The sequence below is a fragment of the Microbacterium alcoholitolerans genome, from assembly GCF_050408615.1.
GTDB lineage: Bacteria > Actinomycetota > Actinomycetes > Actinomycetales > Microbacteriaceae > Microbacterium.
Genome location: NZ_JBNTKD010000001.1, coordinates 2,288,253 through 2,302,091, shown reverse-complemented (window position 1 = coordinate 2,302,091; position 13,839 = coordinate 2,288,253). Strand labels below are relative to the sequence as shown.

At 68.6% G+C, this 13,839-nt stretch carries 12 protein-coding genes and 1 pseudogene; 4 read left to right on the top strand and 9 right to left on the bottom strand.

The features are described 5' to 3' along the window. Positions 1-25 precede the first annotated feature (25 nt). Positions 26-3,067 (top strand): annotated as a pseudogene (locus ACQUSX_RS11000) (alpha-mannosidase). Between the two features lie 100 nt (positions 3,068-3,167). Here ACQUSX_RS11000 and ACQUSX_RS10995 read toward each other — a convergent pair. Both ACQUSX_RS10995 and ACQUSX_RS10990 read right to left on the bottom strand, forming a co-directional pair. Continuing rightward, positions 3,168-3,806: a hypothetical protein gene (locus ACQUSX_RS10995; protein WP_428906971.1), complete on the bottom strand. Its 639-nt coding sequence runs from the start codon at positions 3,804-3,806 to the stop codon at positions 3,168-3,170. A gap of 461 nt (positions 3,807-4,267) precedes the next feature. Beyond that, entirely contained in the window at positions 4,268-5,653 is a 1,386-nt protein-coding gene (locus ACQUSX_RS10990) for a glycine--tRNA ligase (protein WP_428906970.1), read from the bottom strand. Positions 5,654-5,690: 37 nt separating this feature from the next. On the opposite strand from ACQUSX_RS10990, the gene ACQUSX_RS10985 reads away from it, so the two are divergent. Then, positions 5,691-5,960 (top strand): VOC family protein, encoded by a 270-nt coding sequence (locus ACQUSX_RS10985; protein ID WP_428906969.1) that lies wholly within the window; start codon positions 5,691-5,693, stop codon positions 5,958-5,960. Here ACQUSX_RS10985 and ACQUSX_RS10980 read toward each other — a convergent pair. From ACQUSX_RS10980 to ACQUSX_RS10955, 6 genes are read right to left on the bottom strand one after another with little or no spacing between them, the layout of a single operon-like run. After that, the gene (locus ACQUSX_RS10980; RefSeq protein WP_428906968.1) at positions 5,950-6,639 is read right to left on the bottom strand and encodes a GNAT family N-acetyltransferase; all 690 of its coding nucleotides are present in this window, start codon (positions 6,637-6,639) and stop codon (positions 5,950-5,952) included. The genes ACQUSX_RS10985 and ACQUSX_RS10980 overlap by 11 nt on opposite strands. Positions 6,640-6,678: 39 nt before the next feature. Further along, positions 6,679-7,311, bottom strand: coding sequence for a hypothetical protein (locus ACQUSX_RS10975; protein WP_428906967.1), 633 nt, complete (start codon positions 7,309-7,311; stop codon positions 6,679-6,681). Next, positions 7,308-7,739: a type II toxin-antitoxin system VapC family toxin gene (locus ACQUSX_RS10970; protein WP_428906966.1), complete on the bottom strand. Its 432-nt coding sequence runs from the start codon at positions 7,737-7,739 to the stop codon at positions 7,308-7,310. Before ACQUSX_RS10970 ends, ACQUSX_RS10975 begins: the two co-directional genes overlap by 4 nt. After that, positions 7,736-7,996, bottom strand: coding sequence for a ribbon-helix-helix protein, CopG family (locus ACQUSX_RS10965; RefSeq protein ID WP_428906965.1), 261 nt, complete (start codon positions 7,994-7,996; stop codon positions 7,736-7,738). The genes ACQUSX_RS10970 and ACQUSX_RS10965 overlap by 4 nt, the downstream gene beginning before the upstream one ends. Positions 7,997-8,038: 42 nt before the next feature. After that, positions 8,039-9,358, bottom strand: coding sequence for an alpha-hydroxy-acid oxidizing protein (locus ACQUSX_RS10960; RefSeq protein WP_428906964.1), 1,320 nt, complete (start codon positions 9,356-9,358; stop codon positions 8,039-8,041). A gap of 35 nt (positions 9,359-9,393) precedes the next feature. Beyond that, positions 9,394-9,795 carry a hypothetical protein gene (locus tag ACQUSX_RS10955; RefSeq protein ID WP_428906963.1) on the bottom strand — a complete coding sequence of 134 codons (402 nt, stop codon included), beginning with the start codon at positions 9,793-9,795 and terminating at the stop codon, positions 9,394-9,396. A gap of 72 nt (positions 9,796-9,867) precedes the next feature. Between ACQUSX_RS10955 and ACQUSX_RS10950 the strand changes: the two genes are divergently transcribed. Both ACQUSX_RS10950 and ACQUSX_RS10945 read left to right on the top strand, forming a co-directional pair. Beyond that, positions 9,868-11,310 carry an MFS transporter gene (locus ACQUSX_RS10950; protein ID WP_428906962.1) on the top strand — a complete coding sequence of 481 codons (1,443 nt, stop codon included), beginning with the start codon at positions 9,868-9,870 and terminating at the stop codon, positions 11,308-11,310. A gap of 24 nt (positions 11,311-11,334) precedes the next feature. Continuing rightward, entirely contained in the window at positions 11,335-12,804 is a 1,470-nt protein-coding gene (locus tag ACQUSX_RS10945; RefSeq protein ID WP_428906961.1) for a peptide MFS transporter, read from the top strand. A 70-nt stretch (positions 12,805-12,874) separates the two neighbouring features. Here ACQUSX_RS10945 and ACQUSX_RS10940 read toward each other — a convergent pair whose 3' ends face one another. Continuing rightward, a complete protein-coding gene (locus ACQUSX_RS10940) occupies positions 12,875-13,810 on the bottom strand; it encodes a serine hydrolase (RefSeq protein ID WP_428906960.1) in 936 nt (311 codons plus the stop codon). Between the last annotated feature and the right edge of the window lie 29 nt (positions 13,811-13,839).

The window sequence follows — 13,839 nt, the reverse complement described above, 5'->3', positions numbered from 1 at the left end:
ACCGACTGATTGAGGGGACGCCCCGATGCATGAAGAGACCTCGCTCACCGTAGGCCGCGCGAACCGCGTGCTCATCGAGCGGGTGCGCCCCGCCATCCACTCGGCCCGCGTGCCGCTCGAGATCGCCGCGCATCAGCTGCCCGGCGAGCCGATCGCGCCGTCCGAGGCCGTCGGGCTCGATTTCCAGCCGTTCACGGCGGGCAGCATGTGGGGGCCGGCGTGGGGCACGACGTGGTTCCGCGTGCGCGGAGAGGTTCCGGCCGAGTGGGCCGGCAGGAAGGTCGAGGCGCTGATCGACCTCGGCTTCGACGTCAACATGACCGGCTTCCAGTGCGAGGCGCTGGCGTACCGGATCAGTGATTCCGGTCTCGTCCCGGTCAAGAGTCTCAATCCGCGCAACCAGTGGCTGCCGGTCGACGCTTCCGCCGGTGACGCGGTCGAGTTCTACCTCGAGGGCGCCTCGAACCCGGTGCTGCTCGACTACCACCCGTTCCTGCCGACGCAGGAGGGCGACATCGGCACTGCCTCTCGCGAGCCGCTGTACCGTGTGCGGCACATGGACCTCGCTGTCTTCGAGCCCGAGGTGTTCGATCTCGCTCTCGACCTCGAGGTGCTCATCGAGCTGCAAGCCGAGCTGCCCGAGACGAGCCCGCGCCGGATGCGCATCCTGCAGGCGCTCGACAATGCCCTCGACGCGCTCGACCTGCAGCGCATCGTCGAGACCGCGTCGGATGCCCGTGCGCAGCTGACCGAGGTGCTGGCATCCCCCGCCGACGCGAGCGCGCACCGCATCGCCGCCATCGGTCACGCGCACATCGACTCCGCCTGGCTGTGGCCGGTGCGCGAGACGATCCGCAAGGTCGCGCGCACGACCTCGTCGATGACGGCGCTGATCGATGAGGATCCCGACTTCAAGTACGGCATGTCGAGCGCCCAGCAGTACGCCTGAATCAAGGAGCACCGCCCCGAGGTGTGGTCGCGGGTCAAGGCCGCCGTCGAAGACGGGCGCTTCCTGCCCCTGGGCGGCATGTGGGTTGAGTCCGACACCGTGATGCCCACTGGAGAGTCGCTGGTGCGCCAGTTCTCGCACGGCCAGCGCTTCTTCGAGCGCGAATTCGGCATCCGCTCGAAGGGCGTCTGGCTGCCCGACAGCTTCGGCTACTCCCCCGCGCTGCCGCAGCTGATGCGCCGCGCCGGCTTCGAGTGGTTCTTCACGCAGAAGATCTCGTGGAACCAGCGCAACATCTTCCCGCACCACTCGTTCCTGTGGGAGGGCATCGACGGCTCGCGCATGTTCACCCACTTCCCGCCGATGGACACGTACAACGCGCAGCTCTCGGGCTCGGAGGTCGCGAAGGCCTCCCGCCAGTTCAAGGAGAACCGCGTGGCGACGATGTCGATCGCGCCGGTGGGCTGGGGCGACGGTGGGGGCGGCACGACCCGCGAGATGACCGGAAAGGCGGCCCGGCTCGCTTCGCTCGAAGGATCCGCGCGGGTGGAGTGGAAGCATCCGGATGCCTTCTTCGAAGACGCCCGCGCCGAGCTCACCGACCCCGCCGTGTGGGTCGGCGAGCTGTACCTCGAACTGCATCGCGGCACACTCACCAGTCAGCACACGACCAAGGCGCTGCACCGCTGGGCGGAGCAGGCGCTCATCGAGGCCGAGCTGTGGGCGGCGACGGCCGCTGTGCAGCGGGGCGCCGAGTACGCCTACGACGAGTTCGACCGGCTGTGGCAGCTCGTGCTGCTGCACGAGTTCCATGACATCCTGCCCGGCACATCGATCGCGTGGGTGCATCGCGAGGCCGCCGAGACGCTGGGCGACGTCATCTCGGATGCTGAAGCGATCTCCGCCGATGCCCGAAGGGTGCTCGCAGGCGAGGGCGATACCCTGCTGCGCTTCACCCCCACATCAGTCACGGCGGTATCCGGCGAACGTGCACTGGGAGCCTCGGTCGTGTCGGCCGAGAGCTTCGCGAGTGGGCCCGCGACCCTCACCGCCCTTCGACTCGCTCCGCTCGCTCAGGAACCGCAGGGCGGATGGCGCCTCGAGAACGACCTGGTCTCGGTTGTCGTGTCATCCGACGGCCTGATCACCTCGGCGATCGACAAGGCCACCGGGCGCGAGACGATCCCGGCGGGCAAGCCCGCGAACCTGTTCCAGCTGCACCAGGACTTCCCCAACATGTGGGACGCGTGGGACATCGACCGGTACTACAGGAACCGGGTCGACGACCTCACGGCGGTCGCGTCGATCTCAGCATCCGTCATCGACGGCGCGGCGACCGTGCTCGTCAAGCGGGAGTTCTCGCAGTCCGCGATCGAGCAGACGATCATCCTGCGACCCGATTCGCGCACGGTGCTGCTTCTCAACGACATCGAATGGAACGAGACCGAGAAGCTGCTCAAGCTCGCCTTCCCGCTCGACCTGTTCGCCCGCGAGACGCTCGCCGAGACGCAGTTCGGCTTCCAGCGTCGGGTGACGCACGTGAACACCAGTTGGGAGGCGGCGAAGTTCGAGACCTCGATGCACCGCTTCGTGCTCGCCCAGGAGGACGACGGCTTCGGCGCCGCGCTTGTGAATGACTCGATCTACGGCTACGACACCTCGCGCGAGGTGGATGGTGACGACGTGACGACCACCGTGCGGTTGTCGCTGCTTCGGGCTCCGCGCTTCCCCGATCCCGAGACGGACCACGGGGTGCACCAGATCGAAGTCGGCTTCGTGATCGGCGCGGATGCCGAGATCGCGACCGCCGAGGGCATCACGCTCAACGCGCCGGCCACGCTCGTGCGCGGTGCGGACCAGGTCGAGCCGCTGGTGTCCGTGAGCGGCCACGGCATCATCGTGTCTTCGGTGAAGCTAGCCGACGACCGCTCTGGCGACCTGATCGTCCGCGTGTACGAGTCGCTCGGACGCCGGACATCCGGTGCGCTGTCGGTGGGCTTCGAGCACACGGGGATCCGAGAAGTGAGCCTGATCGAGGACGAGCTCGACGAGCCGCGCCTCGGCGGCGAGCTCGCGCTGCGCCCGTTCGAGGTGCGCACGCTGCGGATCGCCCGCTGATATCGCGGGGGCGTCCGCCGCCGCCCCTGCTGGGCTACCCCGCCCCGGTCGGTTTGCGGGAATGAGCAGGGGCGGCGTAGGTGAGCGGGGGCGAGGATCGTCAGTACACGACGACGGATGCCGGCTCGCGGCGCGTACCGAGCACGATCGCCAGCACGCCGAGGAAGCACACCCCGGCGGCATTGATCAACGCGAACAGGGCGTTCATCGTGACCAGGGCGTCCTGACTGGTGACCATCGACCCGAGCAGGGCCGCTGTCTGCGGCAACTGGCCGGCGATGATCGCGATCAGCACCCAAAGCGGAGCCCATCGCCACGGGGCGGGCACGACGCCGGTGCGTCCGATCTGGGTGACCGCGATGATCGCCAGCACGAGCTCGAGCACGACGCCCGTGATCGTGAGCATCTGCGCGGCAGCGAAGGAATCCGGGGCGTCGTACGCGGCATCCGGGATGAGGTCGAACAGCCACGGAGCGCCCGCGTGCCACAGCGCCAGCGCGATCAGTGCACTGGTGCCGAGGGGGCGCCGCGCCGTGACGCTCCCGCCCCGTCCGATGCCGATCGCGAAGAGGAGGAACGCCGTTGAGACCAGCACTGAGGGCAGCCGCCCGATGCTGAGCACCGTGCCCATCCAGCCGACCAGCGTCATCAGCGCGCACGCCACGAGCAGGATGCCTCCGATGAGCCAGGTGCGCCGCCGCTGCATGCCGGCTTTGCCGCTCTCATCCACGGTGACCATATCTTCACTGTAGTGATGGCACCGGGCATCCGCCCGTGCGCGCCAACCGACCCTTGTTGTCGAGATCAGGCGGTTCGCTGAGAGCAGGCCGATTCTCGAGAAACCGACCTGTCGCGGCGAACGAGCCTGTTCTCAAGCGACGACGGATGCCCGGGTGCGGCGCACCCGAGCACGACTCTTGCATCAGGCGAAGAAACCACCCTTCTTTCGCACGGTTCCCCACGCAAGAGCGTCAGTCCCTACGCGAAGCTGAATTCAAGCCATCCACTCGCGCAAAGGAGCTCATCATGGAACGCGACGACACCACCCCCTTCGACACCGACGCGCTGCTGCACATCGGCCGCCCGTACTGGTTCGACCGCCACCCCTCGCAGGCCGAGGGCGAAGACTTCTGAGCCGACACTGCGACGAAGCCCCGATTCCAACCGCTGGAATCGGGGCTTCGCCCGTGAGGCAGAGGGTCAGGCGCCGCGCAGGCGCTCGGCCAGGTACTGCTCCAGCGCGTCGAGCGGCACGCGCTCCTGCGCCATGGTGTCTCGATCGCGCACGGTGACGGCACGGTCATCCAGCGAGTCGAAGTCGACGGTGACGCAGAACGGGGTGCCGACCTCGTCCTGACGGCGGTAGCGGCGGCCGATGGCGCCCGCGTCATCGAAGTCGACGGTCCACTTGCCGCGCAGCGTGTCAGCCACCTCGCGCGCGAGCGGCGACAGACGCTCATTGCGCGATAGCGGGAGGACGGCGATCTTGACGGGAGCCAGGCGCGGGTCGAGCTTCAGCACGGTGCGCGTGTCGGTGCCGCCCTTCGCGTTGGGCACCTCTTCCTCGACGTACGCATCCACGAGGAACGCCATCATCGAGCGGGTCAGGCCGAACGACGGCTCGATCACGTAGGGCGTGTAGCGTTCGCCGGATGCCTGGTCGAAGTACGTCAGGCTCTGGCCGGACGCCTCGGTGTGGCTCGACAGGTCGTAGTCGGTGCGGTTGGCGACGCCCATCAGCTCGCCCCACTCCTTGCCCGGGAAGCCGAAGCGGTACTCGAAGTCGATGGTCGCGGCCGAGTAGTGCGCCCGCTCGTCCGCCGGCACGTCGAAGCGGCGCATGTTCTCGGTGTTGATGCCGAGATCCTCGAACCACGCCCAGCAGGCCTCGACCCAGTGCTCGAACCACTCGTTCGCCTCGGCGGGCGGCACGAAGTACTCGATCTCCATCTGCTCGAACTCGCGGGTGCGGAAGATGAAGTTTCCCGGTGTGATCTCGTTGCGGAACGCCTTGCCGACCTGGCCGATGCCGAACGGCGGCTTCTTGCGCGAGGCGGTCAGCACGTTCGAGAAGTTCACGAAGATGCCCTGTGCGGTCTCGGGGCGCATGAAATGCAGGCCCGACTCGTCGTCGACGACGCCGAGGTAGGTCTTCACCAGGCCGGAGAACGCCTTCGGCTCGGTGTACTGACCCTTGTTGCCGCAGTTGGGGCACGGAACGCCGGCGAGCCCGCCCTCGGGCGCCCGGCCCTTGCGCGCCTCGAAGTCCTCGACGAGGTTGTCGGCGCGGAAGCGCTTGTGGCAGCTGAGGCACTCGACCAGCGGGTCGGAGAACGTCGCGACGTGGCCGGAGGCCTCCCACACCCGCTTGGGCAGGATGATGCTCGAGTCCAGCCCCACCATGTCGCCGCGGCCGCGCACGAAGGTCTGCCACCACTGCCGGCGGATGTTCTCCTTCAGCTCGGTGCCGAGGGGGCCGTAGTCCCATGCCGAACGGGAACCGCCGTAGATCTCACCCGCTTGGAACACGAACCCGCGGTGGCGGGCGAGGGCGATGACCTTGTCAAGACGGGACTGTTCGGCCACGGTGGCTCCAATGGTCGGATGCTACGGGGAAACGCCCGTGAACACGGGCATCCCCATCCTACCGGCGACCCCTCCGGCGCAAGAGCTCACACGAATCGCACCGATCACGCTGGCGCACAATCTCGCCAGCGAGGCCGAGGTCGACGAGGTGCTCGCCGAGGCGGCGACGCTCGGCGCCGATGTCTCCCCCGCAACCCGCAGGGAGTGGGGTGGCTACTCGGGCTACTTCTCAGACCCCGACGGGTTCCGTTGGGAGATCGCAGTCAACCCCGGCGACACCGGGGCGTTCGTGCTGCCTACTTCGTGAAGAGATAGCCGCGTCCTGCTTCGAAGCCGGCGACCTTCAGTCCCTGGGCGAGCAGCTGCTCGACCTCGCCGCGCAGGCGCAGCCGCCATTCGTGTGCGGCGGCGGGGTCGGACACGCGCATCGCCTCGACGTCGGTGGGGATCTCAAGGGCCGCCTTGACGGCGTCGGATGCCGGCGGCTTGGCGATATCGGCCAGTGACCACTCCACGTCGAAGCGGTCGCTCTCGTCGCCCGCGTCACCGCCGCCGAAGATGCCGTACTGGTTCACGACGTAGTCGGTCACGCGCGCGCCCAGCACGGTGAGGAAGAAGTGCGCGTTGCGCGCGACCAGCGGGTCGAAGGTCCACGTGATCCGGCCGACCTCGCGGGAGAACGCCCACTGGCGCTGGTGCTCCTTCAGCTCGCGGCCCCAGCCCCGGCCACGGTACTCGGGAATCAGCGCGGTGATGTGCGAGTGCATCGTGCGCCGGCCCGGCACTCCGAAGAAGGCCACCGACGCGCCCACCATGCGCTCGTCACCGTCGTCGCCGTCGAAGAGCCCGACGACGTAGTTGCCCGACTGCTGCAGGGCACGCAGGGTTCCGGCATCGATCACACGCTCGGGCCCGCGGATGGAATCCAGCAGCCCCTGGGCCTCGATGATCAGTTCAACGGTGTCGAGATCTCGAATCGTGCGCACGTCCCCAGTCTGCCCCTCTTGCGCCGGATGCCGAAACCGTCAGCGGTAGGGGAACGCCTCGCCGCCGTCCGAGGCGAGCGCGTTCGCGACGATCTCGAGGTACTCCTGCATCATCTCCTCGGGCATCGCGGGCATGCTCTGCTCCCAGTACGGCAGAATCGCGCCGCGGCCCTGCATCATCCCGGCCGGGCGCGCGTACGCCCACAGATGCAGATGCGCCGAGCCGTCGTTCCAGCGTGAGAAGTGACACCGTGCGACGGCCGGGATCGCCTTCGTCGCCTCGGACACCCTCTGCAGCACCGGTCCGAGGCCGGCGAGCACGTCGATCGGGGCATCCTCGAGCTTCACGTGGCGGCGTGGCGAGATCGCACCGACGAACGGGATGCCGGTCGGGCCCTGCATGCCACCGCTGACGCGCCACTCGTCGTCCTGCCAGATCGTGAACTCGGACGGCTTGCAGTGATGGCACTTCGACGGGTCGAGTTCGCCGCCGCGCGGCTTCTCGGGCACGAGCATGGGCTCCAGGGGCAGCAGCTCGAACGCGGCGATGCTCGGCACCGGTCCGCTGCCCACCGTCCGGCTCGCGTCGAGCGTCTGCCCGATCGGCGCCCAGCGGTGCCAGTCGGTGTCGGCGGGATGCTGCTCGGCGGGAACCTCGTCGTGTGCGCTCATCCGTCTATGGAATCACGGCCGGGCATGACGGCAGGGATGCCCAGTTCTTCGGCAACCTGCGCCATGCGGATGTCGTAGGTCCAGATCTCGTCGACGCTGAGGGCGACAGCGGTGGCGAGGTGAATCGCGTCGAGCGTGCGCAGGACCGGCGGACCGATGATCCGGGCGCTGTCCATCACTGTACGAGTCAGGTGCGCCGTCGAGATTCCGTCCATCGCTTCGGTCGCCGCCATTCCCACAACCCGCGGGAGATCGGCGTCGATACGCGTGCGTGCGACTCTGCCGACTTCGACCCGCGCCAATGCGGACGTCACCAGGTGCACGCCTTGCTGCTCGGCGTCGGTGAGAGCATCCCGAAGTGCCAGTGACTCGCGCTCGTCGAAGATGCGTTTGATCAGCGCACTCGAGTCGAGATAGACCCTTGTCATATCCGGTCAGCCCTGAGCTCATCGAGGATCTGCTCTGAGGTCAGCCCCTCTGGAAGCCGGAGCGCAGGGGTCACTGCCCGGTATCGGCGCGTCGGTGGTTCGACCCAGTTCGGCAGGACGTCGCGTGGCTTCTCCCCCAACCCCAGGTGCTCATCGACGGCGCGGCGCAGGATCTCCTGCTGACTGAGTCCGGTGCGCTCCGACTCGGCTTTCAGCGCCGCCGCTGCCTCCGGCCGCAACCGCAGATTCATCGCCATACACCGATGGTACCACTGACGGCCGATAGTGGTACCGCGAGTTCAGGCCGCCCGCAGCGCGTCCCGGTCGAGCTGACCCACCGACGTCAGGCCGGCGAGCCCCAGCGTGATGTCGAGTTCGGCGAGAACGTTGCGGATCACCTCGCGCACACCCTGTTCGCCTGCGATGCCGAGCCCGTACGCGTACGGCCGGCCGAGCGCGACGAGATCCGCACCCAGGGCGAGGGCGATCGCGGCATCCGCCCCGGTGCGCACCCCGGAGTCGAAGATGACCGGCACCCGCCCGCCGACCTTCTCGCTGATCTCGGGGAGCACATCCAGCGTCGGCACCGAGCGGTCGATCTGGCGTCCGCCGTGATTCGAGATCCAGACGCCGTCGAGTCCGACATCCACTGCGTGCTCGGCGTCGTCGGGATGCACGATCCCCTTCAGGATGATCGGCAGCGACGTCCACTCCCGCGCCTTCGCCAGGTCGTCCCACGTGAGCGTCGGAGTCGAGAAGACTTCGAGGAACGTCTCGACCGCGGCACGCGGCAGTGGCGAGCGCAGATTGTCACGCAGGTTGTGGCTGCCGGTGAGATGTGCGCCCTTGCGGGCGATCGAGACGCCGGCGGCGATGGTCTTCGGAGTCACCTTCACGGACGGCCCGCCAGGGACGGCGACGGATGCCCGTTCCTTCACCAGCTGCTGGAACACGGGGTCGGAGGTGTATTGGGCGATGCCCATCCCGCGTGTGAACGGCAGGTAGGCCAGGTCGAGATCGCGGGTGCGCCAGCCGAGCAGGTGCGTGTCGAGGGTGACGACGATGGCCTCGCAGCCGGATGCCTCGGCGCGGCCGAGCAGCGACGCGTTGAGCTCGTCGGATGCCGACCAGTACAGCTGGAAGAGGCGTGGCGCCCCCGGCGCCGACTGCACGATGCGCTCGCGCGGGAAGGATGCCTGATTCGAGACGGTGTAGGGGATGCCGGCGGATGCTGCGGCCCGGGCGACGGCGAGATCGGCCTCCGGGTGCGCAAGCTCCATCACCCCGAGCGGGGCGAGCAGAAGCGGAGTGGGGCGGGAGCGCCCGAGGAACTCGACCGACAGGTCGCGATTGGTCACGTCGCGCAGCGGCCGGGGCCACACCTGCCAGCGGTCGAACGCCGCCCGATTCGCGGCGACCGTCACCTCGGCTCCCGCCCCTCCTGCGATGTAGGCGTATGCCTCTTCGGACAGGGCGGCCTGGGCTGCCGCGTCCAGCGCATGCACGTCGACCGGCACGGCGGGCTGCTGGCCGCTGATGCCGGCGCGGTAGATGTCGGACTGCGTGCGGCGCGAGATCCCTCTTGCGGCCGCAGGATCGTTTGGAGCCACGGTGCTCATGCACGCCACCCTACCGGCGGGTTCCGACGGCGGACTCAGCGACTGACAGTCCGACCGTCCGGGTCACCCTGGCGGGCGGGGCGCAGGCGGGCAGGTGCGGGCCAAGGCAGGGTGAAGCGCTCGGTGGGCGGGCGCTGCATGTCCCCGAAGTCGTCCACCTTCACCACGACGCGGCCGGTCCGGGCCTGCTCCGGCGGGGTGACCTCGACGAAGCGCACGCGCAGCGGCTCGGGCGCCTCGCCCTCGAGCATCCACACATCGGCAAGCCAGGCGAGTCCAACCTGCTCCAGCGCGGCCTCCGCCTCGAGCCAGTCGACAGGCTCGGATGCCACGCGTCCGAGCAGATCGATCGCGGTCCAGTCGTCTGCGGAGGGGTGGATCCACCCGAGCAGCTCGCCGTCGTCGCGGCGGTGCGGTGTCCAGTCAGCAGGCAGCATGCCTCCGACGCTACCGGCTGCATTCGCCCCTGCGCGCGACCCCCGATGGCGCCGGAGCGATAGCCTGCTCTGATGGGCAATGCGGATGACAGGGCGAGAAGACGACTTACACGCAGACCCCCTCGCGGCGCGACCGTCGCCGTGCTGGCGTTCGTCGGACTCTGCTCGGCCTTCATGTTCACGCTGGTCGTGCCGCTGCAGGCCGAGCTGCCCGAGCTGCTGAACGCCTCGCGCGAAGACACCTCCTGGGTCGTCACGATCACATTGCTCGTCGCCGCCGTCGCGACTCCGATCTCAGGCCGCCTCGGTGACATGTACGGCAAGCGCCGTGTGGTGATCGCGCTGCTGATCGTGCTGATCATCGGCTCTGTGGTCGCAGCGCTGTCGACCTCGATCGTCGGCGTCATCATCGGGCGCGGGCTGCAGGGCGCGACGACCGGCGTGGTTCCGCTCGGCATCGCGATCATGCGCGATGTGCTGCCTCCGGCACGCCTCGGCACCTCGGTCGCGCTGATGAGCGCGACGATGGGCGTCGGCGGCGCGATCGGGATGCCCGTCGCGGCGTTCCTCGCGCAGAACGCCGACTGGCATGCATTGTTCTGGCTGGCCGCGGGCCTCGGGGCGATCGGCGCCGTGCTGGTGATGGCCTTCGTGCCCGATGACGTGCTGCTCTCACCGGGGCGACTCGACATCCTCGGCGCCATCGGACTCGCGATCGGTCTGACCGGCCTGCTGCTCTACGTGTCACGAGGGGCGGAGTGGGGCTGGGTCGCGCCGATGTCACTGGCGAGCCTGATCGCGGGCATCCTCGTGCTGCTGCTGTGGGGCTGGTACCAGCTGAAGGCGCGCGACCCGCTGCTGGATCTGCGCGTTGCCGCACGGCCCGCCGTGCTGTTCACCAACGTCGCCGCGATCTGCATGGGCTTCGCCCTGTTCTCGTCCAACGTCACGTTCCCGCAGCTGCTCGAACTGCCGGTGGCGACCGGATCGGGCCTGGGGCTCGACATGTTCTCGGCAGCGCTCGTGGTGGCCACGTCCGGCGTGGTGATGATGGTTATCTCGCCGCTCTCCGGCTTCCTCGAGCGCACGGTCGGGCCACGCCCGCTGTTCACCGTCGGCACGGCGGCGATCGTGCTCGCCTACGTGTTCGTGCTCATCTGGTCGACCGAGGTCTGGCACCTGCTCGTCGCGAACCTGATCATCGGGGTCGGCATCGGCTTCTCGTTCGCGGCCATGCCGATGATCATCATGCGCGCTGTGCCGTCGAATGAGACCGGAGCGTCCAACGGGTTGAATGCCCTGTTCCGCTCGGTCGGCACATCGACGGCATCCGCCGTCATGGGCGGTGTGCTCGCCTCGATGAGCATCCAGGTCGGCGACATCGCGGTGCCCACCCGCGAGGCGTTCCAGTTCTGCTTCTGGCTGGCGATCGTCGCGGGCATCATCGCACTGGTGCTGACGTTCTTCATCCCCCGGCACCCGCACGCCGAGCAGCATCCGGCCCTCCCGGGCTGACACCCGCGCGCGTAGTCTTGTGCGGTGACCTCTTCGCCGACCGACGTCGCGCCCGATCCTCGCGACCGCAGCTTCTTCGGACAGCCCCGCGCGCTCGTCCACCTGTTCGGCGTGGAGATGTGGGAGCGCTTCAGCTTCTACGGCATGCAGGGCATCCTGCTGATCTACCTCTACTTCTCGATGAGCGAGGGCGGCCTCGGCCTGCCGGAGGCGATCGCCGGCGGCATCGTCGGCGCCTACGGCGGCGCGGTCTACCTCTCCACGATCCTCGGCGCCTGGCTGGCGGATCGGATGTTCGGCTCGGAGCGCGTGCTGTTCGTCAGCGCGATCATCATCGTCGCAGGGCACCTGTCGCTCGCGGTGCTGCCAGGGCTCATCGGCGTCGGGGTCGGTCTGGTCCTGATCGCACTCGGCTCCGGCGGGCTGAAGGCGAATGCGACGTCGGTCGTCGGCACACTGTACAGCTCCGACGACCCGCGGCGAGATGCCGGATTCTCGCTGTTCTACCTCGGCATCAACCTCGGTGCGTTCTTCGGTCCGATCCTGACAGGTCTGCTGCAGTCGACGGCCGGCTTCCACTGGGGCTTCGGGCTCGCCGCAGTCGGCATGACCGCCGGACTCATCCAGTACTCGTTCGGCCGCAAGCAGCTGCCCGAGAGCGCGCACACGGTGCACAACCCGCTGCCGCGCCACCGCTACCCGCTGGTGGGGATCATCGCGATCGCAGCGATCGTCGTGATCGTCGTGCTCGTGCTCATCGGCGTCGTGCGCGCCGACAACCTCTCGGCCATCGTCATCCTCAGCGCGCTCGCGGCGACCATCGCATACTTCGCGGTGATCCTCTCGAGCCGCCACATCGAGGTGAAGGAGCGCTCGCGGGTGTGGGCGTTCGTGCCGCTGTTCATCACCAGCGTGGCGTTCTGGTCGCTGTACCAGCAGCAGTTCACCGTGCTCACCGTCTACTCCGACAAGCGCCTCGATCGCGTCATCTTCAGCTGGGAGATGCCGGTGTCGTGGGTGCAGTCGATCAACCCGATCTTCATCATCGTGCTCTCAGGCGTCTTCGCCGCCGTCTGGTCGCGACTGGGCACCCGTCAGCCCTCGACGCCCGTGAAGTTCGCCCTCGGGGCGATCGTGATGGGCGGCGCGTTCCTGCTGTTCCTGCCATTCGCGAACGGCGGCCCCGGCTCGACCCCGCTGCTGGCGATCGTGGGCATCCTGTTCGTGTTCACCGTGGCCGAGCTGCTGATCTCGCCGATCGGGCTGTCGGCGGCGACGAAGCTCGCGCCGGCCCGCTTCCAGACGCAGATGGTCGCGCTGTTCTTCCTGTCGGTCGCTCTCGGCACCGCGATCTCCGGATGGCTCGTGCAGTTCTACGACCCGTCGAACGAGGCACCGTACTTCTCGATCCTCGGCGCGATTGCGATCTTCGTCGGTCTCGGACTGTGGCTGTCGGCGCGCACCGTGCTCTCGCTCATGAAGGGCGTGCGCTGACTCAGCGAGGTGGGTCAGCGAGGTGGGCCAGCACCCTGACCCGAGCGAGTCGCGCCAGTCGGTCACGCGCTCAGTGCGCGTACTCCATGAGGTCGGTGCCGAGCACCCGGAACGCGTCGTGCGCGCGCAGTCGGTGGCTGATCGACAGGTCGTCGAAGCACACGGTCAGCGCGTAGGCGATGCCGGCTCGCGGCCCTGCCAGCACGCCCGCCTCGGCGCGGACGCCGTGGCCGCGACCGGTCTTGTTGATGAAGAGCAGGCCGTGGGCGTCGTGGTCGTGTGCGAAGGGGTCGAGTCCGGAGGCGGATGCGGCCAGGCTGAGGTCGTGATTCAGGCTCAGCCACTCCGAGACCTGCGAGCTGACGCGCGCGTTGACCACGTCCGAGTTCACGAGCGAGGCGAACAGGCGGGCGAACTCGCGGGTGGTGCCGACGGCCACGTGCGGGGCGTCGTCCGGGCCGCGCTTGTCGCGGAAGCGATCCAGAACGGCGCTGCGCGGCATCCCGAGGCTGACGATGCGCGCGCGCACCTGCTCATGCCCGACCGCGTCGAGCAGCGCGTTGGCGGCGTTCGGGTCGCCGGTGGCTGCCGCCAGGGTCGCAAGGTCGATCATCGGCAGCGCCGGAACGCGCAGACTGCGCCAGAGGCCGGAGCCGGTGACGAAGTTCGCGCCGACGCGGTCGACGATCTGCAGCGGATCGATCGTCCCGGCATCCATTCCTGCTGCCACCTCGACGAGCACCGGGACGATGCCGAGTCCGGCGATCGGAAGGGCGATGTGGTCGTCGCCGGAGAGCACGGGCTCGCCCGTGTCGAGGTCGACGACGTGCACCGACACCTGTGCGCCGGACTGCGCGAGCTCCTCGAGCGCGCTCATCGTCGAGGTGAATGATCGACGTCCGACGGCGGCACGGCGCGGGGCGCGCCGACCACGGTGCCGTGCGCCGCGGCGCGATGCGCGGTCGCCCTGAACGGGCTCGGGGACAGAAGCGGAGGGCGAGGCCACGCAGTTCTTCCTTACGGGGGACGGGGAGA